This is a genomic window from Rhizobium sp. Leaf262 (assembly GCF_001422245.1).
Lineage (GTDB): Bacteria > Pseudomonadota > Alphaproteobacteria > Rhizobiales > Rhizobiaceae > Agrobacterium.
Window position 1 is genome coordinate 98366 of the sequence record NZ_LMMM01000021.1, and the last position, 23580, is coordinate 121945.

The 23580-nt window shown below is 58.0% G+C and carries 30 protein-coding genes; 16 read left to right on the top strand and 14 right to left on the bottom strand.

Translation table 11 applies throughout. The features are described from left to right. Positions 1 to 30: 30 nt before the first annotated feature. From ASF29_RS22545 to sdhC, 5 genes are all read right to left on the bottom strand, one after another. The gene (locus ASF29_RS22545; protein WP_062452917.1) at positions 31 to 567 is read right to left on the bottom strand and encodes a protease inhibitor Inh/omp19 family protein; all 537 of its coding nucleotides are present in this window, start codon (positions 565 to 567) and stop codon (positions 31 to 33) included. Positions 568 to 772: 205 nt separating this feature from the next. Beyond that, a complete protein-coding gene (locus ASF29_RS22550) occupies positions 773 to 1552 on the bottom strand; it encodes a succinate dehydrogenase iron-sulfur subunit (RefSeq protein WP_062452918.1) in 780 nt (259 codons plus the stop codon). A 17-nt stretch (positions 1553 to 1569) separates the two neighbouring features. Then, a complete protein-coding gene (sdhA, locus tag ASF29_RS22555; RefSeq protein ID WP_062452919.1) occupies positions 1570 to 3414 on the bottom strand; it encodes a succinate dehydrogenase flavoprotein subunit in 1845 nt (614 codons plus the stop codon). A 5-nt stretch (positions 3415 to 3419) separates the two neighbouring features. Next, on the bottom strand, positions 3420 to 3800 hold the full coding sequence (gene sdhD / locus ASF29_RS22560; RefSeq protein ID WP_062452920.1) for a succinate dehydrogenase, hydrophobic membrane anchor protein: 381 nt from the start codon (positions 3798 to 3800) through the stop codon (positions 3420 to 3422). Positions 3801 to 3812: 12 nt separating this feature from the next. Next, a complete protein-coding gene (sdhC, locus tag ASF29_RS22565; protein ID WP_062452921.1) occupies positions 3813 to 4205 on the bottom strand; it encodes a succinate dehydrogenase, cytochrome b556 subunit in 393 nt (130 codons plus the stop codon). Between the two features lie 301 nt (positions 4206 to 4506). On the opposite strand from sdhC, the gene ASF29_RS22570 reads away from it, so the two are divergent. Then, positions 4507 to 4872, top strand: coding sequence for a hypothetical protein (locus ASF29_RS22570; RefSeq protein ID WP_062452922.1), 366 nt, complete (start codon positions 4507 to 4509; stop codon positions 4870 to 4872). Positions 4873 to 4879: 7 nt separating this feature from the next. On the opposite strand, the gene ASF29_RS22575 is transcribed toward ASF29_RS22570, so the two are convergent. From ASF29_RS22575 to tsaD, 5 genes are read right to left on the bottom strand one after another with little or no spacing between them, the layout of a single operon-like run. Next, entirely contained in the window at positions 4880 to 5524 is a 645-nt protein-coding gene (locus ASF29_RS22575; RefSeq protein WP_062452923.1) for a methyltransferase, read from the bottom strand. 5 nt (positions 5525 to 5529) lie between these two features. Continuing rightward, positions 5530 to 5973: an EVE domain-containing protein gene (locus ASF29_RS22580; RefSeq protein ID WP_062452924.1), complete on the bottom strand. Its 444-nt coding sequence runs from the start codon at positions 5971 to 5973 to the stop codon at positions 5530 to 5532. A gap of 5 nt (positions 5974 to 5978) precedes the next feature. After that, positions 5979 to 6272 carry a YciI-like protein gene (locus ASF29_RS22585; RefSeq protein ID WP_062452925.1) on the bottom strand — a complete coding sequence of 98 codons (294 nt, stop codon included), beginning with the start codon at positions 6270 to 6272 and terminating at the stop codon, positions 5979 to 5981. Between the two features lie 22 nt (positions 6273 to 6294). Next, positions 6295 to 7284, bottom strand: a complete 990-nt coding sequence (locus tag ASF29_RS22590) for an NAD(P)H-dependent glycerol-3-phosphate dehydrogenase (RefSeq protein WP_062452926.1) — start codon at positions 7282 to 7284, stop codon at positions 6295 to 6297. Next, entirely contained in the window at positions 7281 to 8378 is a 1098-nt protein-coding gene (gene tsaD / locus ASF29_RS22595; RefSeq protein WP_062453136.1) for a tRNA (adenosine(37)-N6)-threonylcarbamoyltransferase complex transferase subunit TsaD, read from the bottom strand. The genes ASF29_RS22590 and tsaD overlap by 4 nt, the downstream gene beginning before the upstream one ends. Positions 8379 to 8450: 72 nt before the next feature. Between tsaD and hemC the strand changes: the two genes are divergently transcribed. The 5 genes from hemC to ASF29_RS22620 all read left to right on the top strand — a co-directional run bounded on the left by hemC (position 8451) and on the right by ASF29_RS22620 (position 13672). Beyond that, entirely contained in the window at positions 8451 to 9380 is a 930-nt protein-coding gene (gene hemC, locus ASF29_RS22600; protein WP_062452927.1) for a hydroxymethylbilane synthase, read from the top strand. A 2-nt stretch (positions 9381 to 9382) separates the two neighbouring features. Then, positions 9383 to 10114, top strand: a complete 732-nt coding sequence (locus ASF29_RS22605; protein ID WP_062452928.1) for a uroporphyrinogen-III synthase — start codon at positions 9383 to 9385, stop codon at positions 10112 to 10114. 72 nt (positions 10115 to 10186) lie between these two features. After that, complete coding sequence (locus ASF29_RS22610; protein ID WP_062452929.1) at positions 10187 to 11551, top strand: COG4223 family protein; 1365 nt, start codon at positions 10187 to 10189, stop codon at positions 11549 to 11551. A gap of 3 nt (positions 11552 to 11554) precedes the next feature. Further along, a complete protein-coding gene (locus tag ASF29_RS22615) occupies positions 11555 to 13162 on the top strand; it encodes a heme biosynthesis protein HemY (RefSeq protein ID WP_062452930.1) in 1608 nt (535 codons plus the stop codon). An 18-nt stretch (positions 13163 to 13180) separates the two neighbouring features. Next, the gene (locus ASF29_RS22620) at positions 13181 to 13672 is read left to right on the top strand and encodes a TerB family tellurite resistance protein (RefSeq protein WP_062452931.1); all 492 of its coding nucleotides are present in this window, start codon (positions 13181 to 13183) and stop codon (positions 13670 to 13672) included. Between the two features lie 24 nt (positions 13673 to 13696). Here ASF29_RS22620 and ASF29_RS22625 read toward each other — a convergent pair whose 3' ends face one another. Then, entirely contained in the window at positions 13697 to 14125 is a 429-nt protein-coding gene (locus ASF29_RS22625) for a FliM/FliN family flagellar motor switch protein (RefSeq protein ID WP_062452932.1), read from the bottom strand. A gap of 390 nt (positions 14126 to 14515) precedes the next feature. Between ASF29_RS22625 and ASF29_RS22630 the strand changes: the two genes are divergently transcribed. After that, positions 14516 to 14806: a YggT family protein gene (locus ASF29_RS22630; protein WP_062452933.1), complete on the top strand. Its 291-nt coding sequence runs from the start codon at positions 14516 to 14518 to the stop codon at positions 14804 to 14806. 75 nt (positions 14807 to 14881) lie between these two features. On the opposite strand, the gene ppa is transcribed toward ASF29_RS22630, so the two are convergent. Both ppa and ASF29_RS22640 read right to left on the bottom strand, forming a co-directional pair. Continuing rightward, positions 14882 to 15415 (bottom strand): inorganic diphosphatase, encoded by a 534-nt coding sequence (gene ppa, locus ASF29_RS22635; protein WP_062452934.1) that lies wholly within the window; start codon positions 15413 to 15415, stop codon positions 14882 to 14884. A gap of 227 nt (positions 15416 to 15642) precedes the next feature. Beyond that, entirely contained in the window at positions 15643 to 15879 is a 237-nt protein-coding gene (locus ASF29_RS22640) for a hypothetical protein (RefSeq protein ID WP_062453137.1), read from the bottom strand. A gap of 111 nt (positions 15880 to 15990) precedes the next feature. Here ASF29_RS22640 and ASF29_RS22645 point away from each other — a divergent pair, with 111 nt between their 5' ends. Together ASF29_RS22645 and ASF29_RS22650 are read left to right on the top strand one after the other, a co-directional pair. After that, positions 15991 to 16902, top strand: coding sequence for a CoA ester lyase (locus tag ASF29_RS22645; protein WP_062452935.1), 912 nt, complete (start codon positions 15991 to 15993; stop codon positions 16900 to 16902). After that, entirely contained in the window at positions 16899 to 17105 is a 207-nt protein-coding gene (locus ASF29_RS22650; protein WP_062452936.1) for a DUF1737 domain-containing protein, read from the top strand. Before ASF29_RS22645 ends, ASF29_RS22650 begins: the two co-directional genes overlap by 4 nt. A gap of 27 nt (positions 17106 to 17132) precedes the next feature. Here the strand turns inward: ASF29_RS22650 and ASF29_RS22655 are convergent, their stop codons facing one another. Beyond that, a complete protein-coding gene (locus tag ASF29_RS22655) occupies positions 17133 to 17573 on the bottom strand; it encodes a metallopeptidase family protein (protein WP_062452937.1) in 441 nt (146 codons plus the stop codon). A gap of 328 nt (positions 17574 to 17901) precedes the next feature. Here ASF29_RS22655 and rplU point away from each other — a divergent pair, with 328 nt between their 5' ends. The 7 genes from rplU (at position 17902) to ASF29_RS22690 (ending at position 23567) form a co-directional block, all read left to right on the top strand. Then, positions 17902 to 18216, top strand: a complete 315-nt coding sequence (gene rplU / locus ASF29_RS22660) for a 50S ribosomal protein L21 (protein WP_045230876.1) — start codon at positions 17902 to 17904, stop codon at positions 18214 to 18216. A gap of 40 nt (positions 18217 to 18256) precedes the next feature. Then, positions 18257 to 18526: a 50S ribosomal protein L27 gene (gene rpmA / locus ASF29_RS22665; protein ID WP_062452938.1), complete on the top strand. Its 270-nt coding sequence runs from the start codon at positions 18257 to 18259 to the stop codon at positions 18524 to 18526. A gap of 129 nt (positions 18527 to 18655) precedes the next feature. Further along, the gene (locus tag ASF29_RS22670) at positions 18656 to 19288 is read left to right on the top strand and encodes a GNAT family protein (RefSeq protein ID WP_062452939.1); all 633 of its coding nucleotides are present in this window, start codon (positions 18656 to 18658) and stop codon (positions 19286 to 19288) included. Between the two features lie 14 nt (positions 19289 to 19302). Further along, entirely contained in the window at positions 19303 to 19875 is a 573-nt protein-coding gene (locus tag ASF29_RS22675) for a GNAT family N-acetyltransferase (RefSeq protein WP_244473630.1), read from the top strand. Positions 19876 to 20054: 179 nt separating this feature from the next. Next, a complete protein-coding gene (gene obgE / locus ASF29_RS22680; RefSeq protein WP_062452941.1) occupies positions 20055 to 21122 on the top strand; it encodes a GTPase ObgE in 1068 nt (355 codons plus the stop codon). Continuing rightward, positions 21119 to 22288, top strand: coding sequence for a glutamate 5-kinase (gene proB, locus ASF29_RS22685; RefSeq protein ID WP_062452942.1), 1170 nt, complete (start codon positions 21119 to 21121; stop codon positions 22286 to 22288). The genes obgE and proB overlap by 4 nt, the downstream gene beginning before the upstream one ends. Then, positions 22281 to 23567, top strand: coding sequence for a glutamate-5-semialdehyde dehydrogenase (locus tag ASF29_RS22690; protein ID WP_062452943.1), 1287 nt, complete (start codon positions 22281 to 22283; stop codon positions 23565 to 23567). The genes proB and ASF29_RS22690 overlap by 8 nt, the downstream gene beginning before the upstream one ends. Positions 23568 to 23580 lie beyond the last annotated feature (13 nt).

Genomic DNA, 23580 nt, shown 5'->3' on the forward strand with positions numbered 1-23580 from the left:
GCAACGTTGGACGCTGCCCGCGTGACAGAATTAACGGCTGAGGCTGAGTGGCTGACCGCTGTTGGTCGTGCCGTCGTAACGGGTATCGCCGGTCTTGTAGACGCGACCGATCGTATCGCCAGCTCGGTTCTTGAACTGAACCATTTTGTTCGACACTTCCCATGAACCCATTGACGAAAGCTCGCCTGCGCAACCACGCGTGCCGCCACGCGAACCGCTGCCAAGGTTGGTCAATGTCAGGAACATGTCACAGCTCGCGCCGCCATTCGAGACACGCCAGTTACCAACCATGGCTTCCTTGGTGACATCCATGGCCGCTGCAGGAGCAGCAGACGCCACGTTCGTGCCACCGGATGCGGCATTGGCGGGGGCTGTCGGGAACTGTGTCGAGCCGCCTGGAGGCGGCAGAGCGCCGGACTGAACAGATGGAACCGGCTGCGCCTGCAAGGGAGGAGTATAGCCGGGATTACCGCTAGGACCGCTATTGTTGTAATCGTAGGAGGTGCGTTGGCAACCGGCAAGGCTCATAACAACCGCAAGACCTGTCACCACATATCTAAACTGCATCTCTAGCTCCCGATTCTCTCTACTTCGGAACGAACATGTCTACACAAAACGGCTGAATTATTACGAAAGCATTAGCCTAAACACCGGAATGTCTCGGTAACAGCAATTTCAGTCGAATTTTATCGGAATTTTCAGACCCTCTTATGGTCAAACGGGCCACGACTGGAAGTCATGGCCCGCTCCTTATCAACAATCTTGAGCCGCATCAAACGCGGCGCTCGACCATCATTTTCTTGATTTCGGCAATCGCCTTAGCCGGATTGAGGCCCTTCGGACAGGCTTGTGCACAATTCATGATGGTATGGCAGCGATAAAGGCGGAAGGGGTCTTCGAGGTTGTCAAGACGCTCGCCGGTGGCTTCGTCGCGGCTGTCGATCAGCCAGCGATAGGCCTGCAGCAGAACGGCTGGACCGAGATAACGGTCGCCATTCCACCAGTAGCTGGGACAGGAGGTGGAGCAGCAGGCGCACAGAATGCACTCATAGAGACCATCCAGCTTCTGACGGTCGTCATGACTCTGCTTCCATTCCTTGGCAGGCGTCGGAGACACCGTCTTCAGCCAGGGTTCGATGGAGCGGTGCTGCGCATAGAAGTTGGAAAGATCAGGAACAAGGTCCTTCACAACAGGCATGTGGGGCAACGGGTAAACCTTAACGGTGCCGTTGATTTCCTCCATGCCCTTGGTGCAGGCCAGCGTGTTCGTGCCATCGATATTCATAGCGCAGGAACCGCAAATGCCTTCGCGGCACGAGCGGCGCAGCGTCAGCGTCGGGTCGATGTTGTTCTTGATGTAAAGGAGTGCATCGAGAACCATCGGGCCGCAATCATCGACGTCGATGTAATAGGTATCGATGCGCGGATTCTGGCCGTCATCAGGGTTCCAGCGGTAAATCCGGTATTCGCGAACATTCTTCGCGCCTGTCGGCTTCGGCCAGACCTTGCCTTCGGTCATCTGAGAGTTCTTGGGAAGAGCAAGTTCAACCATGTCCAATTCCTCTCAAATCAATAGACGCGAGCTTTGGGTGCGATCTTCTGGAGATCGATGCCCTCAGCGATAAGGTCGGTGTGAACCGGGCGGTAATCGAGCTTCACGTCGCCCTGCTCGTTGACCCAGGCCAGCGTGTGCTTGCGCCAGTTGACGTCGTCACGACCGCCGAACGGACCGTCCACGAAGTCTTCACGCGCATGGCTGCCACGGCTTTCCTTGCGGGCTTCCGCGCCGTAAACCGTGGTGATGGCGTTGGCCATGAGGTTTTCGAGTTCCAGCGTTTCCACCAGATCGGAGTTCCAGACCATCGAGCGGTCGGTGACCTTGATGTCGGGCAGCTCTTTCCAGATGGCGGAAATGCGCTTGCAACCGCTTTCTAGCGATTCCTGCGTGCGGAACACGGCAGCATCGTCCTGCATGGCGCGCTGCATCTTGTCGCGCAGAACGGCGGTTGGTGTGCCGCCATTGGCGTTGCGAAGACGGTCGAAGCGATCCATGATCTTGTCGCAAGCGGCGACGTTGAGCGCTGGAATAGCGCTGGCACGGTCGATCACTTCAGCAGCGCGAATAGCGGCAGCACGACCGAACACCACAAGGTCGATCAGCGAGTTGGAACCGAGGCGGTTTGCACCGTGCACCGAGGCGCAACCGGCTTCACCCACGGCCATCAGGCCGGGAATGATACGCTCAGGGTTTTCGCTATCGGCGTTCAGCACTTCACCCCAATAGTTGGTGGGAATGCCGCCCATATTGTAGTGAACCGTCGGCAGAACCGGGATCGGCTCGCGCGTCACGTCCACGCCTGCGAAAATCTTCGCACTTTCGGAAATGCCCGGCAGACGTTCGTGCAGGATAGCCGGATCGAGGTGATCCAGGTGCAGGAAGATGTGGTCCTTGTTCTTGCCAACGCCACGACCTTCACGAATTTCCATGGTCATGCAGCGCGAGACGACGTCACGCGAGGCAAGATCCTTGGCTGATGGCGCGTAACGCTCCATGAAACGCTCGCCTTCGGAGTTGACGAGGTAACCGCCCTCACCGCGTGCACCTTCGGTAATCAGACAGCCTGCGCCGTAGATGCCGGTCGGGTGGAACTGAACGAATTCCATGTCCTGAAGCGGCAGACCGGCGCGTGCAATCATGCCGCCGCCATCACCGGTGCAGGTATGTGCCGAAGTTGCCGAGAAGTAGGCGCGGCCATAACCGCCGGTCGCAAGAACAACCATCTTGGCCGTGAAGCGATGGATGGTGCCGTCATCGAGGTTCCAGGCGACGACGCCCGTGCAACGGCTGCCATCATCGGACATGATGAGGTCGAGCGCAAAATATTCAATAAAGAATTCGGCGTTGTTGCGCAGCGACTGGCCATAAAGCGTGTGCAGAATGGCGTGGCCGGTACGGTCGGCAGCAGCGCAGGTGCGCTGTACCGGCGGGCCTTCGCCGTAATTCTGCATGTGGCCGCCGAACGGGCGCTGGTAAATCTTGCCTTCGGCGTTACGCGAGAACGGCACGCCGTAATGCTCCAGCTCATAGACCGCCTTTGGCGCTTCCATGGCGAGATACTGCATGGCATCGACATCGCCCAGCCAGTCAGAACCCTTGACGGTATCGTACATGTGCCACTGCCAGCTATCCGGCGTCATGTTGTTGAGCGAAGCGGCAATACCGCCCTGCGCCGCAACCGTGTGCGAACGGGTCGGGAAAACCTTGGTGATGCAGGCTGTCTTGAAGCCCTGTTCGGCCATGCCGAGCGTCGCGCGAAGACCCGCGCCACCGGCACCAACGACGATCACATCATAGGAGTGGTCGACGTAAGTATAGGCCTTGCCGTTCTGAGAAGGTGAACTGTTAGGTGCCATGACGATTATCCTGCGAATGCGATTTTCAGAACGGCGAAGAGACAGAGACCAGCCATGATCACCGAGAAGAAGGTGTTGAGCATGAGAAGGACCAGCTTTGGCACTTCCGCATGCACGTAGTCTTCGATGATGACCTGCATGCCGAGCTTCATGTGAATGATGCCGGAGATGACGACGAGCGCCATCGTGACCGCAACCAGCGGGTTCGACAGAGCCGAGGCAACCACCTCGTAGGGCGCACCGCCATACATGACGAGGAAAACGACAAAGAAGATCAGCAGCGGAACGTTGGCAACCGCCGTCACGCGCTGGCGCCAGAAATGCTCGGTGCCTTCCTTGGCAGAGCCAAGACCGCGAACCTTATTGAGAGGTGTACGCATATCCATGACAGTATCTCCTCAGCGCACGATCAGGGCGATGACCCAGATCAGCGCGGTCAGACAGATCGAAACCACCCACGATGCTTTGGCCATTTTCGTGGTGAAATGCTTGTCGAAGCCGTGACCCAGATCCCACATGAAATGGCGAAAACCACCCAGCATGTGATGGACGAGCGCCCAGGTGTAGCCGATCAGAACAAGCTTGCCGATGATGGAACTCATGGCCCACTGAACCCAGCTATAGGCATCGACACCCGACGCCGTCGCGATCAGCCACCAGGCGACCAGCAACGTGCCGAAGTAGAGCGCCGCACCGGTGATGCGGTGCACGATCGATGCAAGCATGGTTGGAATAAGCTTGTAGACTTGAAGATGCGGCGACAATGGCCGATTGCTTGTCGTATTCGCCATATAAACCTCACGGCGTTCCTGCGCCCCCGAATTGCGGGCGCCCCCAAACAACGCACAGGACGGAGAAATGTGCATTGCACCAACCGCGACCTTTAATAGCACGACGCCATCACCACAAGCACAATTGGACATCGAATCGAATTTAATCGATTGTGTATTGAAGAATCTTCCGAATTTTCTGGATCAAAAATAAAATATTCAGCGTTTCCAAGTGCTGGAGCAGAATTTTTCTTACGTTTACGTAAATATTTTTGACATTTTTCGCATTGCGCTAGCCTATAAAATCCGGAGAATAAACGTCATGTTATCGACCCGAATCGCAGTCATCTTAGCAGCAATTACTCTCTCCGTGGCGGGTGTTTCAAATGCGGCGGCAGGCGATGCCTATGGATATTCAAACCATAAACATGGTCATAGGCATCAGGATCGTTCCTTTTATGGCGGAGATGGACTGCCCTCCTATATCGGTGGCATCGGCACATATGCCGGTGGCATAGCCGGAATTCGCGACAGAGGTAACGGGATCTATTTCGCCATGGACCGCTGGAGAAACGGAGGCCGGGCCTTCACCAGTCAACCGGCAAGACCCCGCATCATTCACGTCAACAGGAAGACAGCGGGTGCCGAATGCTCCTACGAAGCAGGCGTTTGCGTCATCCGCCCTTAAGAAAGTCTCAGACGAACTGCCAGACGGTGGTCTTCTTGATGTCGCTGTCTTCCAGTGCCCGCGTGACCGGCACTTCATAGATGGCGCAGGACCGTAATCTTTCTTTGGGCAGATAGGCACGGCCGGGATCGCCCACCAGAACACTGACGCCCTGATCCGTCAAAGCAGAGAACCACGGTGTCAGGTGCTCGGCAAATGCGCGGTCATAAAACACATCGCCAGCCAGCAGCACATCCGCCTCTATCTCAGTTTCGACAATATTTTCGCCTGAGAACTGAAGTTGCACGTCATTGACCGCAGCATTCAGCAAAACCGCTGTCTTTGCCCATGGATCGATGTCAACCGCGATCACGCTTGCAGCGCCCGCCTTGGCGGCGGCAATCGCTACCAGCCCGGAACCGCTGGCAAAATCCACGATACGCTTTCCCGCAACCACTTCCGGGTGATCGAGAATATAGCGGGCAAGCCCCTGCCCGCCAGCCCAGGCGAAAGCCCAGAATGGCGGTGGCAAGCCGATCTCCTGCAATTCATCTTCCGTTTTCAGCCAGAGATCATGCGCTTCGCTAGCCAGATGCAGCCGGATTTCCGGCACATGTGGCGGGGCCATGATGGTGGTGTTGGCCTGAATGAAGACGCGCGGATCAGTTTTCAATCGGCTCAGTCCGGCGAGCGCGGCGGCTTGTCGAGCTTGCCCATGCGGCAGACCTCGAGATATTCCTCCAGCAACACCGGCTGCACGGAAAGCCGCATCGAGGTGACGAGAGACATCTCCGCAAGCTTGGGATTGGCCTTAACGTCCTTCAACGTCACCGGCGAGGGCATGTCGCAAACGGCCTTGATGTGCACGCAGTCCCAGCGCGCATCGCCTTCCGCGGTCGAATCCGGCCGTGACAATTCGCAGACCTCAACGATGCCGACGACCTCCAGCCCTTCATTGGAGTGATAGAAGAAGCCTTTGTCGCCAATCTTCATGGCGCGCATATTGTTGCGTGCCTGATAATTGCGAACGCCGCCCCATTCTTCGCCAGCCTCGCCCTTGGCCTTTTGCTGCTCCCACGACCATGTGGCAGGCTCGGACTTGAAAAGCCAATAATTCGCCATTCTTCTTACGCTCCCGGATTGTTGAAGACCCAATTATAGGGCTTCACATCGACGCTTTCGAACAGGCCAGCCTTGGCGTAAGGGTCGGCGTCAGCCAATGCCTTGGCCGCATCGATATCGGCTGCTTCCACGATCACGAGACTGCCATTCGGCTTTCCCTCGGCATCCAGAAACGGACCCGCCATTTTCAACGTTCCCTCGGCATTGAGCTTGTTCAGATGCTCCAGATGAACGGGCCGTGTTTCCATGCGCACATGCAGATGGTCGGGCTTGTCTTTGCAGATGAAGGCAAACAGCATTTCGATCTCCTCTCAAGAGGCCCTATTCGGTGGTGATGGGCCGTGTCATCAATTGTTGAATGGCGGTTTTGATGTCGAGCCTGCCATCGATGATCGCCGCAACGGCGTCCGTCACCGGCATCTCGATCCCAAGACCATCGGCAAGGCGCGAGGCGACCGAGGCAGCGTAAGCGCCTTCCACCAGCCCGCCATGGAAAGAGCCGGGCTCTCCGCCCTGCCCCAGCAGAATACCGAAGCGCAGATTGCGCGATTGATGGCTGGTTGCCGTCAAAACCAGATCGCCAAGGCCCGAAAGGCCGCGAACCGTATCTGCCTGACCGCCCATGGCCACCACGAGCCGCGACATTTCCGCCAGCCCGCGCGAAATCAGCGCTGCTCGCGCCGAATCGCCAAGCCCTGCGCCTTCAACGATGCCGCCAGCAATCGCCAGCACATTCTTCAGGGCACCGCCCAGCTGCACGCCGATGCGGTCCGTCGATGCGTAGAGCCGAAAGGTGCGCCCGGAAATCGTCTGTGCCAGCCGCTCGGCCACAGCAGCGTCAGCAGCTGCAAGCGCCATTGCTGTCGGTAGCCCCTTGGCAATATCCGCCGCAAAACCGGGTCCGGACAAGACGCCGACGGGGTGATGCGGCAATTCATGCTCCAGCACATCCGTCAACAACTGGCCGGAAGATTGGTCGATACCCTTGGCGCAGGTCACGACCACGGCATCCTTAGCCAGATAAGGACCGTAATGGCGGGCCGCATCCGCCTGCGCCTGCGATGGCATGGCAAAAAGAACGATGCCAGCGTCTTTGAGAACATCCGGCTCGGCGGAATAATGCAGCGAATCCGGCAGGGAGATGCCCGGCAGAGCCGCATCATGTACGCCGTCTTCCCGCAAATCTTCCATCAGGGCGGCATCACGTCCCAGCAAGGTCACGTCGTGTCGGTTTTCCAGCGCAACAACCACGGCAATGGCTGTGCCGAAAGCACCTGCGCCGATGACGACGATCTTTTCGCGTTCCGTCATGCCTTCGCTCCCCGCTTGCCGAAGCCGATCAGCGTTTGCGCCTGCGCATCCAGCGGCCAGCGCGAACGCGGCTGCACATCCAAACTATCAGGCTCCATGCCCTGCGCCATCCGCTCAAGCCCGGCCCATGCAATCATGGCCGCATTGTCGGTGCACAGTTGCAAGGGCGGTGCGATGAAACGAAACCGGTGCTTGTCGCACAGATCCTGCAGCGTGCGGCGGATTTCCTGATTGGCGGCAACGCCACCGGCCACAACGAGGGACGGTCCACCGTCCACCTCTGGAAACTCGTCCAGAAACCGTTGCAGACCGCGACCGATGCGATCCTTCAACGTGCGTGACACGGCCTTCTGGAACGACGCGCAGATATCGGCAATATCCTGATCGGATAGCGGTGCAATGGCCGTCGCAGCTTGGCGAACCGCCGTCTTCAGACCGGAGAAGGAAAAATCAAGCCGCGCCTCGCCGACCATGGGGCGCGGCAGCGGGAAGCGATCTGCATCACCGGTCGCTGCTGCTTTTTCAACCGCAGGCCCACCAGGATAGGGAAGTCCCAAAAGCTTCGCCGTCTTGTCGAAGGCTTCGCCCAGTGCGTCATCGATGGTCGTGCCCCAACGCTCATATTGGCCGACACCGCGCACGAGGATGAGCTGGGTGTGTCCACCGGACACAAGCAGCATGAGATAGGGAAAGGACAGGCCATCCGTCAGCCGCGCCGTCAGCGCGTGGCCTTCCAGATGGTTGACGGCATAAAGTGGCTTGCCCGCCGCCTTGGCAATCGCCTTGCCGGTCATCAGCCCCACGATCAGCCCACCGATCAATCCCGGACCGGAGGTTGCGGCAACGGCATCGATATCGGCAAGTGTGACGCCAGCGCCCGCCAGCGCCTCCTCGACCAGCGTATCGAGCGCTTCCACATGGGCGCGCGCGGCGATTTCCGGCACCACGCCGCCATAGGCGCTGTGTTCTTCCAGCTGCGACAAAACGACGTCGGAGACGATCTCTCCACGGCCATCGGCATGCCGAACCACCACGGATGCAGCGGTTTCGTCACAACTTGTCTCTATGCCGAGGATACGAAGAAAGGGGGTCATCAGCGGGTTCGTTGATTGCGGTGCTTCAGAAACTTGGGTACGAACACCTCCGGTAACAATGGATAGAAGCGGATGCAAACAAAACCTTTCCGAATCGGCACACGCGGCAGCCCTCTTGCACTCGCACAGGCCACCGAAACCCGTGATCGCCTGATGGCGGCCCATGGTCTTGCGGCTGACATGTTCGAGATCGTGCCGATTTCCACAAAGGGCGACCGCATAGCCGACCGCGCTCTGTCCGAGGTCGGTGGCAAAGGTCTGTTTACCGAGGAACTGGAAACCAAGCTTCTCTCCGGCGATCTGGATTTCGCCGTGCATTCCTCCAAGGACATGGCGACGAAACTGCCTGATGGTCTCTATCTCTCGGCATTTCTTCCGCGTGAAGATGTGCGTGATGCCTTCATCGGTCGCGCCGCACCGAAACTCATCGAATTGCCGCATGGCGCAACCGTCGGTTCCGCCTCGCTGCGTCGGCAAGCACTGATCCGCCGCGTGCGACCGGACCTCAACGTCATTCTCTTTCGCGGTGCCGTTGCCACGCGGTTGCGCAAGCTGGAAGACGGCCTGGCCGATGCGACGCTGCTCGCCTTTGCCGGTCTCAAGCGGCTGGATATGGCCGACGTGCCGACCGAGCTTCTGGAAACGAAAGACTTCCTACCCGCCCCGGCGCAAGGTGCCATCGGCATCGAAAGCCGCATTGGCGATACCCGCGTCGGCGATCTGCTTGCTGCCATCAACCACTGTCCCACCTATCATGCCGTTTCCTGTGAACGTGCATTTCTCTCGGTGCTGGATGGTTCCTGCCGCACGCCGATTGCCGGCTACGCCACGTGCGATGGCGACGAGCTGCATTTCTCCGGCCTCATCCTCACCCCGGATGGACGGACGGAACATAGTGTCGAAATGTCAGGCAAATGCACGCAGGCTCTGGAGCTTGGCAAACAGGCGGGCGAACAGGTGCGCGCCGCTGCCGGAACCGGCTTCTTCGAAGGCTGGACCTGACCATGCGCGTCGTCGTCACACGCCCGCAGGCATCCGGGCAAAAGACGGCGGAACTGTTACGTGCGCTTGGGCATGAGCCTGTCCTTCTGCCGCTGACGCAGCCTGTCCATTTTACCCAAATGGCCAAAGAGGCATTATCAAAACAACCCGCCGCACTCGCCGTAACGAGCGCGCAAGCCATTCGCGTCCTGACGGAAGGCGATACTTTTACCGCTCAATCGCTGGACACGCCTTTGTTTGCTGTCGGCGAAGCATCGGCGCAGGCAGCGCGGGACGCCGGTTTTCGGAACGTCATTGCCGGCAAGAGCGACGGGGTTGCGCTGGCGCAGTTGATTGCCGAGACGTTGCCTCCGGACAATTCACTTCTCTATCTCGCCGGAAAACCGCGCGAAGCGGGTTTCGAAGACCGACTGTCATCTCTGAATGTGCCGTTCGAAACCGCCGAGATTTATGAAATGCAGCCCGTCGACTGGCATCAGGCGCAGCTTCAAAACCTGCTGGCGGATGCTGCAATCGATGCCGTCCTTCTCTACTCCGCCGAGGCCGCACGCCGTTTTTTTGCGCTGATGGAAACCGAAGCCGTTTCCGTGTCGTTGGATCACTGTAAATTCATCTGCATCAGCGCCAAGGTCGTTTCCCATATTCCAGAAGCGTTTCGACACGCAGCCCTGGCGAGCGCCACACCCGGCGAGGCTGAAATCTTCGCGCTTCTGGACACGCAGGCGGGAACCTAATTCCCTCTTGCCCCTTTCCTTTGCCGCTATCACTGACTAGGTTTAAGGAAATGCAGGCAGAATGAGGTTGTCATGGTATCGGGAAAGCCGCCACGCCACTCCAAGTCCAACGCCGAGCCGGTCACGATTGACCTGGACGCAAAGGACGTGAAGGAAATCGGCAAGGAAAAGGACGCCGCTGCTGCGGACAATGCTGGCAAGCCTGAACCCGATAAGGAAGCGGTACCTGCACAAAGTGCAGCCATCGATACCCCGAAGGAAAGCCCCAAGCCGATCTGGGACCAAGAGGTCAAAAAGCCAATCGAGCCTGAACCGAATATTCACAAGACGGATGACGTGAAAGCTCAGCCCGCTGGCGCGCAAGAGCCTCCAAAGACGTCGTCTGTGCCTCCCTTCAAGGCCGAAACACCAAAGCCAAGCCAGACATCATCCTCTTCCCCCAAGGTCGAGCCGTCCAAGCCCGCTCCAGAAACAAAGACCTCCACAAGCACAGCGACCAAACCGAAAACCGAGGCTGAAAAAAGCTCCGGAAATTCCGGCCTGCTTGCCGCCGGCATCGTCGGTGGCCTTATTGCATTGCTTGCCGCAGGCAGCATGCAATATGCCGGATATCTCCCGCCCTTTAGCGGAAATGCGGGTTCGTCGGATGAACTGGCGACATTGAAGACACAGGTTGCAAATCTGCGTGAGCAGATCGCCAACGCGCCACAGGCCACGGCAGATACGTCGGCACTGGAAACCCGTCTTGCCGCATTGGAAAATTCCGCGTCCGGCGGTGGCGATCTCGCAAACAAGGTAAGCTCGCTGGAAAGCACCGTTTCGACCCTCCAGTCTGATAAGTCGGCACAGGATACGGCTAATGCCGAACTGACGCGCCGCCTGAGTGCTGCAGAAACAAAGATCAACGAACCGCGCGACGATATCGAAGTCGCACGCGCCATTGCCTCGGCGGGCCTCAAGGCTGCGATTGATCGTGGCGGACCGTTCCTGACCGAACTCGACACGCTGTCGAAGGTCACACCGAATGATCCGGCCATCCAATCGCTCCAGCCCTTTGCTAATACGGGTGTCCCATCCCGCGCGGAACTGACCCGCAATTTCCCCGATGTCGCCAACGCTATGCTTGGCTCGCTCAATCAGGCGGATCCCAACCAGGGCATCTTCGACCGCCTGACGGAAAGCGCCCTGTCGCTCGTCAAGGTTCGCCCCGTCGGCAATGTCGAAGGCGAAGGACCGGAGGCAAAGATTGCCCGGATGGAAGACAAGCTGCGCAATGGCGATCTCAAGGGTGCCGCACTGGAATGGGATGGATTGCCTGAGCCCGCCAAGGCCGCATCCGCTGACTTCAAAAAGTCTCTCGATGCCCGCGTACAGGTCGAAGACCTCGTAAACGGCACGCTGACACGCGCCATCAGCAGCACCGGCCAGCAGGGGTAAGACATGACAAAGATCATCAGTTTCGTCGTCATCGTCCTTCTCATCGGCTTCGGTTTTTCATGGCTTGCAGATCGCCCTGGCGTTCTGTCCATCGTCTGGCAGGGCCAGTTGATCGAGATGAGCCTTATGGTGGCCGCTTCGATCATTGCCGCCTTGATTGCGACGGTCATGATCGTCTGGTGGCTGTTCAACACCCTCTGGAATTCGCCTCACGCCGCGCGACGTTACTTCCGGGCGCGAAAGCGCGACCGTGGATACCAAGCCCTCTCCACCGGCCTGATTGCCGCGGGGGCAGGCAACGCGATTCTGGCGCGGAAAATGACGGCACGCACGCAAGGCCTGTTGAGCGCGGATCAGGAACCGCTGATCCACCTACTGGAAGCGCAAGCCGATCTGATTGAAGGAAAATACGACGCGGCTCGTCGTAAATTCGAGGCAATGGCACAGGACCCGGAAACACGCGAACTGGGTCTCCGCGGCCTCTACATGGAAGCCCGCCGTCAGGGAGCGAACGAAGCCGCTCTTGAATATGCCGAGGACGCGGCGAGGAATGCCCCCTACTTGCCTTGGGCAGCACAGGCCACCTTAGAGAGCAAATCACGCGATGGCGAATGGGACGATGCTATCCGGCTGCTCGACCAGCAGAAAGCCGCCCACGTTCTCGAGCGCGGAGATGCCGAACGGCTAAAGGCCGTCCTGTTGACTGCAAAGGCGGAAGAGAAGTTCGAAAGCGATCCGAAGGCAGCGCGCGAAGACGCCAAGCAGGCCCTCAAGCTTTCAAAGGCATTGGTTCCCGCCGCTCTCGTCGCTGCAAAGTCGTATCTGCGCGAAGACAATCTGCGCAAGGCTGCTTCGGTTCTCGAGCCTGTATGGAAAATCTCTCCGCATCCGCAAATCGCGCAGCTTTACGTTCGGGCACGCAGCGGTGATACCGCCATCGACCGCTTGAAGCGTGCAGAGCGACTGGAAAGCCTGAAGCCGAACAACATCGAAGCTCTGTTGGCGGTGGCACAGGCAGCGCTCGACGCTCAGGACTTCACGAGAGCCCGTACGAAAGCAGAAGCAGCGGCACGAATCGAGCCTCGTGAAAGCATTTTCCTGCTGATGGCCGACATCGAGGAGGCGGAAACAGGAGATCAGGGCCGTATCCGTCACTGGATGGCACAGGCGCTACGCGCACCCCGTGACCATGCGTGGGTGGCCGACGGCGTCGTATCGGAAAAATGGCTTCCTGTCTCACCCGTCACCGGGCGTCTCGACGCGTTCGAATGGAAGACACCCTTTGGTCAGGTCGATAGCCCCGTAGAGAGCGTCACCGTCGATGGCGCACTGTCTTCCTTACCGGATGTTTCAAAACCCGAGATACGCGAGAGAATCATCGAGGTACCCGTACCGACCGGGCCGACAGAGCCTGCTATCAAAGCGGAACGCGAAAACCCGCCCGTGGCCAAACCCGCGCCAGTGAAGGCCGACACCATCAAGCGGACCGACGAGCAGCCTAGCGAGAAGGCAATAGATGCCGTTCCCTTTTTCGGGGGCGCACCGGATGATCCGGGGGTGAAAAAACCCACCCTCGAACCAGACGAGAAAACCCGCCTCAAACTATTCTGATTGCCTTTAAGGAAAATCATGTTCGATCGTATCCAGTCGTTTTTCCAGAACCTCGCTCATGGCGGATCTTCCGAAGACTTTGCACCCGACGATCTTCGGGTTGCTATCGCAGCTCTGTGTTTTCAGGTGATGGAGGCAGACGGGACGGTGTCCAACGTCGAACGTCAGCGTTTGCGGCAACTTCTTCAGGAGCATTATCAACTCAGTGCAGGCAAGCTGGACGCGCTGATGGATGCAGGACGGGAGGCCGGACGCGAAGCAGTGGATTATTACCGGTTCACAGCCGATATCCGCCGTCACCTCGACGAAGACAAGCGTATCGAACTGATCGGCATTCTCTGGGATATCGTTTACGCGGATGGCGAACGCAATGAAATGGAAGATCACGTGATCTGGCGCGTGGCAGACCTACTCGGTGTGTCAGTCAGAGACCGGGTCCTTCAACGCCAGCAAGCGGCAACCCATGTCAATCTTTCCGACGAGGCCGATAGTCAGAAAGATGTCGTCTGATCAAACTCCTGCGCTGCTGGTGGATTAGCCGCGTAGGACTTCCGTCAGCCTGACGCCGATAATGTGGTCTTGGTTGTCCGAAACGATTTCGCCCCTACCAATCATCTGACCATTGACGCGAATTTCGACTGGATCGCCGAGACGCTTGTTGAGCAAGATGACCTGATCACGCGTCAGAGACATAAGTGCGGACACCGGAACCTGAGCTTGGCCGATGACCACTTCCATGGTCAACGGAATTTCCTCAAAATGATTGGCAGAGGGGTGGTGCGAAGGATTGACTGAACGCACTTCATGCAGCACCGGTTTGCCCCAGTCTGTGAGGTGCGCGCGCACGGTCTCGGCTGCTGGGACAGGCAAATTTTTCGTCAGACCAATGCTGTAAGGCTGGCTGAAAATTGCCCCGAATGCTGGCCATGACAAGGCCGCGCCACCATCGTTTGAATCCATCATGGAACACCCCAGCAAAATCGAATCAACCCGTCATGGGCATGCATGTATCCTATCGTGCTGCGCTGCCACGCAGGACGGAAATCTCGGCCGCGATAACGAGATCGTTAACAAGGCTTTAACATCCACAGGGCAATGCCGACACATCCACGCGCGGCGGGTTGCGTGTATCAAAACGGTGCGTTTTCCCGCGGTGAAACAGGGTGAGTTGGATTTGCGACGCAATTCCACATCGGGTGTGCCGTAAACGCCACCTGCAAGACCAGCATAGGTCGTCTAAACGATAAGGCAGGAAAGCAACGACTGCCATACGCAGGGAAAGCCTGAAATCGAACCACTTGCCGGTTGCTGTACGAATGACTAGATGTCATCCAACAACGAATGGAGACATTGATGCTTGCCCTGTTTCAGACAATAGATCTGGCCTTGAACCTTTATACCTGGGTGCTGATTGCCAGCGCTATCTTCTCCTGGCTTTACGCCTTCAACGTCATCAATTCTTCAAACCAGTTCGTCGGAGCAATCGGCAGCTTCCTTTATAATGTCACAGAACCGGCCTTGCGGCCGATCCGCCGTATTCTGCCGAACCTTGGTGGCATCGACATTTCGCCGATCATCCTGTTGCTGATCATTTTCTTCATCAGATCTTTGATGTGGAACACGATTTATCCGATGGTTGCCTGATTTCATCAAAAAAAAGAAACCTCCGGACCGACACGACCCGGAGGTTTCTTTATTGAGCTGCAGCCGTAGCTTAAATCAGGCCTGAGCCTTGTAGCGCTCGATGGCTTCAACGATCAGCTTCTTGGCAACGTCGACATTCTGCCAGCCGCCCATCTTCACCCATTTGCCGGGCTCCAGATCCTTGTAGTGCTCGAAGAAGTGCTCGATCTGCTTCAGCGTAATCTCAGGCAGGTCGGTGTAGTTCTGCACCTTGTCGTAACGCTGCGTCAGCTTTGGCGCAGGAACTGCGAGGATTTTTTCGTCCTTGCCGCCGTCGTCTTCCATGATCATGACGCCGATCGGGCGCACGTTGATCACGCAGCCTGGAACCAGCGGACGTGTGTTGCAGATAAGAACATCGATCGGATCGCCGTCTTCCGAAAGCGTGTGCGGTACGAAGCCGTAGTTACCCGGATATGTCATCGGGGTGTAGAGAAAACGGTCAACGATCAGAGCGCCGGCGTCCTTGTCCATTTCGTACTTGATCGGATGGCCACCAACGGGGACCTCCACGATCACATTGATATCATCCGGCGGGTTCTTGCCGATAGAAATAGCATCGATACGCATTCGCTTCCCTCGATTAGGTGGGTTGGACTGGCATGTCGATACTGGGAAAGTCGCCACTTTGCAACACGGCTACGCCGTTTGAGGCAAAACGCCTCACAAAAACAACGGGTTTCCGCTATGAAAAAAGAGGTTTCTAATTGGGGTCAGACAGACACCGGGACGCGCGACGACTGCGAGAAAGCAGTCGTCGCAGCTGCTAAAATTCTAAGCCAGCTGGCCTATCGGCCTTAGAGGTCGATGATCGTCCCGCGGCCATCGCTCCAGACGCGCATGTTCTGCTGATCGCGCTGACGCGGCTTGACGGGAATGGGAGCGGGCTTGAGCCGGGCCGACAGCAGGCGGGCGGCACTGAGCACCGCCAGGGTGCCGATAAGCGCAACCGTCAGAGATGCTGTGAAGAGTGCGGCCAGAGCCAGAACTGCAATGCTGGAAGCCGCGAAGAAGAATGTACGAATGCCCTGCATGATCCAAACCTTTCTGTCCAGACGAATGTGGGCTTTCTTTGCGTCGCTTGCAAGAGGATGCACACCGCCTATCTGCTTGCGAATGTCACAAAAGGTTGACACAAGTGCGGCATGGCCGATTTTTATTTTAGCAATACTGTTCGCCCACGCCGTTCGCTTCTGTCGGTGCCTGCCATAAACCTGCGCGCACTTGCAAAACTCAAGGCGTTGGATTGCGATGGCGTCATTTTCGATCTGGAAGATTCGGTCGCACCCGACGTGAAGGACGAAGCGCGCGGCAATCTCCTGACCTTCTTCAAAGAGACGCCGCTGGCCGGTCGCGAAACCATCATCCGCATCAATCCCACCTCGACCAACGTTGGACAACGGGACTTGAAGGCGGCTTTGGAATGCGCGCCAAGTGCGATCCTTTTGCCGAAGGTGGAGCAGCCATCCCATATTCAGGATGTGGCCGAACTTCTGGCGGAAGCCGATGCACCGGAGACCGTCAAAATCTGGGCGATGATCGAGACGCCGAAGGGTGTCCTGAACGCCGCAGCCATTGCCGAATCCTCACACACGCAAGCAGCCCGGCTCGGAGCATTCGTGGTCGGTCTCAACGATCTGCGCAAGGAAACCCGCGTTCCCGCTGAAGCACGCCGCACCTATCTCGTGCCGTGGCTGATGCAGATCGTCTTGGCTGCACGTGCCTACGGGCTCGATGTCATCGACAGCGTCTCCAACGATTTCCGCGATCTCGATGCCTTTGCCGCAGAATGCGAGCAGGGCCGCGCCATGGGCTTCGATGGCAAGATGCTGATCCATCCCGCCCAGATCGACGCCGCAAACCGGGCTTTTGCGCCCGCTGACGAGGCATTGGAAGAAGCCCGCGAGATTATTGCAGCTTTCGCAAAACCGGAATCTGTGGGATTGAACGTCATCAATTCCAACGGGCGCATGATCGAAAGGCTGCATGTCAGCCAGGCCGAAAGGCTTGTGGCAATGGCCGAGATCATCGACCAGAGAAAGGCAGAGAAAGAATGAAAGTCTATCGTTTCATCACCGGCCCTGACGACGCGAAATTTTGTCACCGCGTCACCGAAGCCCTCAACAAGGGCTGGGAACTCGCTGGCTCCCCCACCTATGCCTTCAACGCGGCAACGGGCGTGATGCACTGCGGCCAGCCGGTCATCAAGACTGTAGAAGGTAAGGAATATCATCCGGATATGAAGCTGGGCGAGCAGTAAGGGCCAAAACGCTGACGCAACGGCGGATCAACGATCCGTCGCTGCCTCGTCGGCGCTTTCTTCGATCCGCTCCATGTCGTCATCCGACAGGCCGAAATGGTGGCCGATTTCGTGGATGAGGACGTGGGTGATGATGTCGCCCAGCGTTTCCTCGTTTTCGGCCCAGTAATCCAGGATCGGGCGGCGATAGAGGGTGATACGGTTCACCATCTCGCCGGTTTCCATGGTAAAACGCTCGGAGATGCCGCGCCCTTCGAACAGGCCGAGCAGATCGAACGGCGTTTCGAGTGCCATGTCCTCGAACACCTCATCGGTCGGGAAATCCGCGATCTCGATGATCAGGTCCTTGGTCAGTGCGCGAAACTCTTCCGGCAGATGGCCATATGCCTCGATGGCAAGCGATTCGAACGCTGAAATTGTCGGCGCGTGGCGATCCCGCCAATCGTCGGTTTTGTCTATGCGGGCCATTTCTGCTCCTTGTTGTGAGGCCCATATAAACCCTTGACGTAAAAATTTCGAGGCCTCTTTGCCACAAGCAGCAAAATCGCCCCAGAATCTTGCGCATCAGGGTTATTTTTCAGGGCCTGATGACCTTGACAGAAAGGGGCTCCTCGCATATCCCACACGCAAATTGATGGCGTATTGCGCCTTCTGTTTGCATCGCTTTGTCAAAAGCGGTTTCACCGGCAGGGTTTCAAGAGGTCTCGAGCCTCCCAAATCTCCGCTATTCGACTGATAAAAAGACGGCCAGACCGCATTTGCGGGCAGAGCCGGAACGAACATGAAAGGATAAAAAATGTTCGCAGTCATCAAGACCGGCGGTAAGCAGTACCGCGTAGCGGCCAACGACGTGCTCACAATTGAAAAGTTGGAAGCAGACGCTGGCGCAACTGTAGAATTCACCGAAGTTCTCGTGATCGGCGTTGGCGCTGACGCACAGTTCGGCGCACCTTTCGTTGCGGGCGCAACGGTCAAGGCCGAAGTTGTCGAACACAATCGCGGCAAGAAGGTCATCGCCTTCAAGAAGCGTCGTCGTCAGAACTCCAAGCGTACGCGCGGTCATCGTCAGCATCACACCGTCGTCCGCATCACGGACATCGTTGCTGCCTAATCGGCGCGACACGGGAAACTAGGTTTAAAGGAGCAATCCAATGGCACATAAAAAAGCTGGTGGTTCTTCGCGTAACGGTCGCGATTCCAACTCCAAGCGCCTTGGCGTAAAGAAGTTCGGCGGCGAAGCTGTCATTCCAGGCAACATTATTCTGCGCCAGCGCGGCACGCAGTGGCATCCGGGCGCCAATGTCGGCCTCGGCAAGGACCACACGATTTTCGCGCTGACCGCCGGTAATGTATCCTTCCGCACGAAGGGCAATGGCCGCGTATACGTGTCTGTGGCACCGAAAGCGGAAGCAGCAGAATAAGCCGGTAGCGTCATATGCAGCCGGTGTCCCAATGACCCGGCTGAGACGTAACAGGTTCAGTCACAAAAAAGGGGAGTTGGGGCACCACCCAACTCCCCTTTTTTCTTAACCTCATGGAGGGACTGAACCATGCAAGCTGAATTGTTAAGGGTAGACCAATCACGGTCACCCGAAGAACGGCCGAGACCCGATCGGTCAAGGAGCGATTGCCCCGTCTTATTATCGTCAAGGCTCGTTATGCGCGCCCCTCACGAAGAAGACATTGACGCCCTTGCCCATCTTGCCAACAACGCCAATATTGCGACCATGGTGTCGCGTATGCCGCACCCTTACACGGCCAAAGACGCCGCGGATTTCGTGCGACGTGCAAAAGTGGGCGAGATTGGCAAGTGCGTCTATGCGATTACCCGCATGGAGAACGGCGAGTTTATGGGCTGCTGCGGGCTGGAACCGCAGGAAGACGGCAAGACGCTCGAAATGGGCTACTGGCTGGGCGAACCTTACTGGAACAACGGCTACACCACCGAAGCGGCTCATGCCCTGATCGACATGGCCTTCCGCACGCGTGACATCGAGCAGATCGATGCCCGTTGCCGCGTCACCAACATCGCATCGCGCCGCGTCATACAAAAGTGCGGTTTTCAGCTTCAGGGTTCCGGCATGGTCGGTTCTCTGGCGCTTGGCGGCATGGTTCCGGTCGAATGGTACAGGCTGGATCGCAAGACATGGGTATCGCTCAGAAGCTGGGGAGATATGCGATGAGGACGGCTCAATCGATGCGGTCCCCAGCCGCCGCGACAGCGGCTTCGCAAAGCCCCTGCCCGACATTGAAGACCAACCGTCTGGCGCTGCGCCCGCAGCGCCTTGCGGATGCGGGCAGCATTGCGGAATCGTTGAGCGATTTTCAGGTCACGCGCATGTTGGCGCGTGTTCCGGCCCCCTATTACAAGCAGGATGCTCTGGAATGGCTGATCCTTCGCACGTCCGGCACCCTGCCGGATTGGGATTTCGCCATAACCTGCGGCGATGACACGCTGATCGGGGTCGTCTCGATCGAACGGCTTCATGACGAGTGGCGTCTTGGCTATTGGCTCGGTCGCGCCCATTGGGGCAAGGGCTACATGACTGAAACCGTGGCTGCGGTCGTTGAGCATTTCTTCGAGCGCAAGCCCGGCGAAGTGCTCTATTCCGGCGTGTTTGCCGACAATCCTGCCTCGTTGCGGGTGCAGGACAAGCTCGGTTTCCACATCAACGGATGCAAGGAAGTCTATGCGGTTGCCCGGGCAAGCATGGTCACGCATCTGGATACCGCACTGACCGCAGAGGCATTTCGCGCGGCCCGACCATGAAGAAATCGAAACGAGGCCGGTTTCATCGCAAACCGGCCTTGCTCTATCGGCTCTCACGCCACGATAATCTTTGACCTTGAGAGCCTGCGCCTATATTTGGATCGGCAGATCCTTTTTTAAAAAGCAAGACCGCAAACCTTTGCTGGAATTGCCACTAAGCTGACAGAACGGCCAAGACGATGAAATTTCTCGATGAAGCAAAAGTTTATATTCGCTCCGGCGATGGCGGCGCGGGTGCCGTGTCCTTCCGGCGTGAAAAATTCATCGAGTTCGGTGGCCCTGATGGCGGTGACGGCGGACGCGGCGGTGACGTCTGGGTCGAGGTCGTCAATGGCCTCAACACGCTGATCGATTTCCGCTTCCAGCAGCACTTCAAGGCCACCATCGGCCAGCACGGTATGGGCAAGACCCGCACCGGCGCAAAAGGTGCCGACGTCGTCTTGCGCGTGCCCGTCGGTACGCAGATCTTCGAAGAAGACAATGAAACGCTGATCATCGACCTGACCAAGGAAGGCCAGCGTTTCCGCTTGGCCGCCGGTGGTAACGGTGGTTTCGGCAATGCCTATTTCAAATCCTCCACCAATCAGGCACCGACCCATGCCAACCCGGGTCTTGCAGGCGAGGAAAAGACAGTCTGGCTTCGCCTGAAGCTGATTGCCGATGCCGGTCTGGTCGGTCTGCCCAATGCGGGCAAGTCTACTTTCCTGGCTACGGTCACGCGCGCGCGCCCCAAGATCGCCAACTATCCCTTCACCACGCTGCACCCGAACCTCGGCGTCGCCACCATTGATGGGCGTGAATTCATTCTGGCCGATATTCCCGGCCTGATCGAAGGCGCGCATGAAGGTGTCGGCATTGGCGACCGTTTCCTCGGCCATGTCGAGCGCACCCGCGTTCTGCTGCACCTTGTTTCAGCGCAGGAAGAGAATGTCGGCAAGGCTTACAAGACGGTCAAGAAAGAGCTCGATGCCTATGGCGGCGGGCTGACGGAAAAGCCTGAAATCGTAGCACTTTCGCAGATTGATGTTCTCGACGAAAAAGAGCTGAAGAAGAAGGCGAAGGAACTGGAGAAGGCCTGTGGCCGTCCACCGCTTCTTCTGTCTGCCGCAGCTCATATCGGTATGCTCGAAGCCCTGCGCGAGCTTCGCGACATCATCGTATCCGACAGCCGTGGCGGCAGCACCGCCATGCCTGACCGTTCCATGCCAGTCGAAGACGAGATCGAGGATGGAGACGACCGCCTATGACATCGGCGCGAAAACCTCTCGGCAAACATCACCGAATCGTCATCAAGATCGGTTCTGCCCTGCTGGTTGACCGCAAAAGCGGGTTGAAGACCGACTGGCTGGATGCGATCTGCGAGGATATCGCGGCACTGAAAAAGAATGGCGCGGATGTGCAGGTCGTATCGTCAGGCGCCATTGCACTGGGTCGCACCGTTCTTGGCCTGCCCTCCGGCGCCTTGAAGCTGGAGGAAAGCCAGGCGGCGGCGGCTGTCGGCCAGATCGCACTGGCACGGGCATGGTCGGAAAGCCTGTCCAAGCACGAGATCGTCGCAGGCCAAATTCTGCTGACGCTGTCGGACACGGAAGAGCGTCGCCGTTACCTTAACGCGCGCGCGACCATCAACCAGTTGCTCAAGATCGGCGCGATCCCGATCATCAACGAAAACGACACGGTTGCGACGACAGAAATCCGCTATGGCGACAATGACCGTCTGGCAGCACGCGTCGCCACCATGACGGGCGCAGACCTTCTGGTCCTGCTATCCGACATTGACGGGCTTTACACCGCACCGCCGCATCTTGATCCCGATGCGCAGTTTCTGGAAACCATCGCCGAAATCACGCCTGAGATCGAAGCCATGGCAGGCGGTGCGGCGTCGGAACTGTCGCGTGGCGGCATGCGCACCAAGATCGATGCGGGCAAGATTTCGACAGCAGCCGGTTGCGGCATGATTATCGCCTCCGGCAAGACGCTCAATCCGCTGAAAGCCATCGAAAACGGCGCGCGCTCCTCTTGGTTTGCACCATCGGGCACGCCCGTCACAGCCCGCAAGACCTGGATTGCCGGGCAGCTTCAGCCTGCTGGCGAACTGCATGTGGATGCAGGTGCGGAAAAGGCGCTTTACGCTGGAAAAAGCCTCCTGCCTGCCGGTGTGACGCTGGTGAAAGGCAATTTCGGTCGCGGTGACGCCGTCGCCATCATGGGCGCGCAGGGCCGCGAGATTGCCCGTGGTCTTGCCGGTTACGACGCCGAAGAGGCACGGCAGATCAACGGCCACAAGTCCAACGAGATCGAGGCGATCCTCGGTTATGTCGGTCGCGCCGCGATGATCCATCGCGACGATCTGGTGATGACGGGTGTGTCCGTCAAAATAAACGATACGAAGAAGGATGAAGTCGATGCCTGAACAGGCCGTGAAGCAGAGCCATGATATTGAAACGCTGATGATGTCCATCGGCGCTCAGGCAAAAGCTGCTTCGCGACCGTTGTCCATCGCGAGCGCAGATCAGAAGAACCGCGCTTTGCTGGCGATGTCATCTGCCATCGAGGCTTCGAAAGACAGAATTCTCGAAGCCAATGTCAGAGACCTCGCTGCCGCCGAAAGTACAGGCGTTGTCGCCTCCTTCATCGACCGCCTGAAACTGGACGATGCACGGATCGCAAGCATTGCCGAGGGCATTCGCTCCATCGCAGCCCTTGCCGATCCCGTCGGTGAAGTCGTCGCTGCCTGGGATCGCCCCAATGGCCTCAAGATCGAGCGTGTTCGCACGCCGCTCGGCGTCATCGGCGTCATCTATGAAAGCCGCCCAAACGTGACGGCGGATGCCGGCGCGCTATGCCTCAAAGCAGGCAACGCCGTGATCCTGCGCGGCGGCTCCGATTCGCAATATTCATCGCGTGCTATCCATGCCTGCCTCGTGGAAGGTTTGAAGATCGCGGGACTTCCAGAGCATGCGATCCAACTCGTGCCCGTCACAGACCGCGCCGCGGTCGGCAGCCTGCTTGGTGGTCTGCGCGGCACGGTGGATGTGATCGTTCCACGCGGCGGCAAAAGCCTCGTTGCACGCGTGCAGTCTGAAGCGCGCGTTCCCGTCTTCGCCCATCTGGAAGGCATCTGCCACGTCTATGTCGATCAATCCGCAGATCTAGATATGGCGAAGAGAATTGTGCTGAACGCCAAGATGCGTCGTACCGGCATTTGCGGTTCTGCGGAAACGCTGCTGGTCGATGCCGCTGCCGTATCCACGCATCTGGAACCGTTGGTCAGGATTTTGCTGGACGCCGGTTGCGAAGTGCGTGGCTCCGAGATCGTGCATAAATCCGTCGAAGGTGTGAAAGCAGCGACGGAAGAAGACTGGCGCACGGAATATCTCGACGCCATTATTTCGGTCACCGTCGTGGACGGTATTTCCGGTGCGATCGAACATATCGGCACCTATTCCTCCAATCACACCGAAGCGGTGATTGCAGAAGATTCCACTGTGGTCGAACGTTTCTTCAACGAAATCGACTCAGCCATCCTGCTGCACAATGCCTCGACGCAATTTGCCGATGGCGGCGAGTTCGGCATGGGTGCGGAAATCGGCATTGCCACCGGCAAGATGCATGCGCGAGGCCCTGTCGGTGTCGAACAGCTGACGTCCTTCAAATACCGTGTGCATGGCACCGGCCAGACGCGGACATGATATGTGACTGACG

What these genes read in the sequence shown, in the direction of transcription:
- ASF29_RS22545 (WP_062452917.1), bottom strand. Translation starts at nt 567, where the DNA reads ATGCAGTTTAGATATGTGGTGACAGGTCTTGCGGTTGTTATGAGCCTT.
- ASF29_RS22550 (WP_062452918.1), bottom strand. Translation starts at nt 1,552, where the DNA reads ATGGTTGAACTTGCTCTTCCCAAGAACTCTCAGATGACCGAAGGCAAG.
- sdhA (WP_062452919.1), bottom strand. Translation starts at nt 3,414, where the DNA reads ATGGCACCTAACAGTTCACCTTCTCAGAACGGCAAGGCCTATACTTAC.
- sdhD (WP_062452920.1), bottom strand. Translation starts at nt 3,800, where the DNA reads ATGGATATGCGTACACCTCTCAATAAGGTTCGCGGTCTTGGCTCTGCC.
- sdhC (WP_062452921.1), bottom strand. Translation starts at nt 4,205, where the DNA reads ATGGCGAATACGACAAGCAATCGGCCATTGTCGCCGCATCTTCAAGTC.
- ASF29_RS22570 (WP_062452922.1), top strand. Translation starts at nt 4,507, where the DNA reads ATGTTATCGACCCGAATCGCAGTCATCTTAGCAGCAATTACTCTCTCC.
- ASF29_RS22580 (WP_062452924.1), bottom strand. Translation starts at nt 5,973, where the DNA reads ATGGCGAATTATTGGCTTTTCAAGTCCGAGCCTGCCACATGGTCGTGG.
- ASF29_RS22585 (WP_062452925.1), bottom strand. Translation starts at nt 6,272, where the DNA reads ATGCTGTTTGCCTTCATCTGCAAAGACAAGCCCGACCATCTGCATGTG.
- ASF29_RS22590 (WP_062452926.1), bottom strand. Translation starts at nt 7,284, where the DNA reads ATGACGGAACGCGAAAAGATCGTCGTCATCGGCGCAGGTGCTTTCGGC.
- tsaD (WP_062453136.1), bottom strand. Translation starts at nt 8,378, where the DNA reads ATGACCCCCTTTCTTCGTATCCTCGGCATAGAGACAAGTTGTGACGAA.
- hemC (WP_062452927.1), top strand. Translation starts at nt 8,451, where the DNA reads ATGCAAACAAAACCTTTCCGAATCGGCACACGCGGCAGCCCTCTTGCA.
- ASF29_RS22605 (WP_062452928.1), top strand. Translation starts at nt 9,383, where the DNA reads ATGCGCGTCGTCGTCACACGCCCGCAGGCATCCGGGCAAAAGACGGCG.
- ASF29_RS22610 (WP_062452929.1), top strand. Translation starts at nt 10,187, where the DNA reads ATGGTATCGGGAAAGCCGCCACGCCACTCCAAGTCCAACGCCGAGCCG.
- ASF29_RS22615 (WP_062452930.1), top strand. Translation starts at nt 11,555, where the DNA reads ATGACAAAGATCATCAGTTTCGTCGTCATCGTCCTTCTCATCGGCTTC.
- ASF29_RS22620 (WP_062452931.1), top strand. Translation starts at nt 13,181, where the DNA reads ATGTTCGATCGTATCCAGTCGTTTTTCCAGAACCTCGCTCATGGCGGA.
- ASF29_RS22625 (WP_062452932.1), bottom strand. Translation starts at nt 14,125, where the DNA reads ATGATGGATTCAAACGATGGTGGCGCGGCCTTGTCATGGCCAGCATTC.
- ASF29_RS22630 (WP_062452933.1), top strand. Translation starts at nt 14,516, where the DNA reads ATGCTTGCCCTGTTTCAGACAATAGATCTGGCCTTGAACCTTTATACC.
- ppa (WP_062452934.1), bottom strand. Translation starts at nt 15,415, where the DNA reads ATGCGTATCGATGCTATTTCTATCGGCAAGAACCCGCCGGATGATATC.
- ASF29_RS22640 (WP_062453137.1), bottom strand. Translation starts at nt 15,879, where the DNA reads ATGCAGGGCATTCGTACATTCTTCTTCGCGGCTTCCAGCATTGCAGTT.
- ASF29_RS22645 (WP_062452935.1), top strand. Translation starts at nt 15,991, where the DNA reads ATGGCCGATTTTTATTTTAGCAATACTGTTCGCCCACGCCGTTCGCTT.
- ASF29_RS22650 (WP_062452936.1), top strand. Translation starts at nt 16,899, where the DNA reads ATGAAAGTCTATCGTTTCATCACCGGCCCTGACGACGCGAAATTTTGT.
- ASF29_RS22655 (WP_062452937.1), bottom strand. Translation starts at nt 17,573, where the DNA reads ATGGCCCGCATAGACAAAACCGACGATTGGCGGGATCGCCACGCGCCG.
- rplU (WP_045230876.1), top strand. Translation starts at nt 17,902, where the DNA reads ATGTTCGCAGTCATCAAGACCGGCGGTAAGCAGTACCGCGTAGCGGCC.
- rpmA (WP_062452938.1), top strand. Translation starts at nt 18,257, where the DNA reads ATGGCACATAAAAAAGCTGGTGGTTCTTCGCGTAACGGTCGCGATTCC.
- ASF29_RS22670 (WP_062452939.1), top strand. Translation starts at nt 18,656, where the DNA reads ATGCAAGCTGAATTGTTAAGGGTAGACCAATCACGGTCACCCGAAGAA.
- ASF29_RS22675 (WP_244473630.1), top strand. Translation starts at nt 19,303, where the DNA reads ATGCGGTCCCCAGCCGCCGCGACAGCGGCTTCGCAAAGCCCCTGCCCG.
- obgE (WP_062452941.1), top strand. Translation starts at nt 20,055, where the DNA reads ATGAAATTTCTCGATGAAGCAAAAGTTTATATTCGCTCCGGCGATGGC.
- proB (WP_062452942.1), top strand. Translation starts at nt 21,119, where the DNA reads ATGACATCGGCGCGAAAACCTCTCGGCAAACATCACCGAATCGTCATC.
- ASF29_RS22690 (WP_062452943.1), top strand. Translation starts at nt 22,281, where the DNA reads ATGCCTGAACAGGCCGTGAAGCAGAGCCATGATATTGAAACGCTGATG.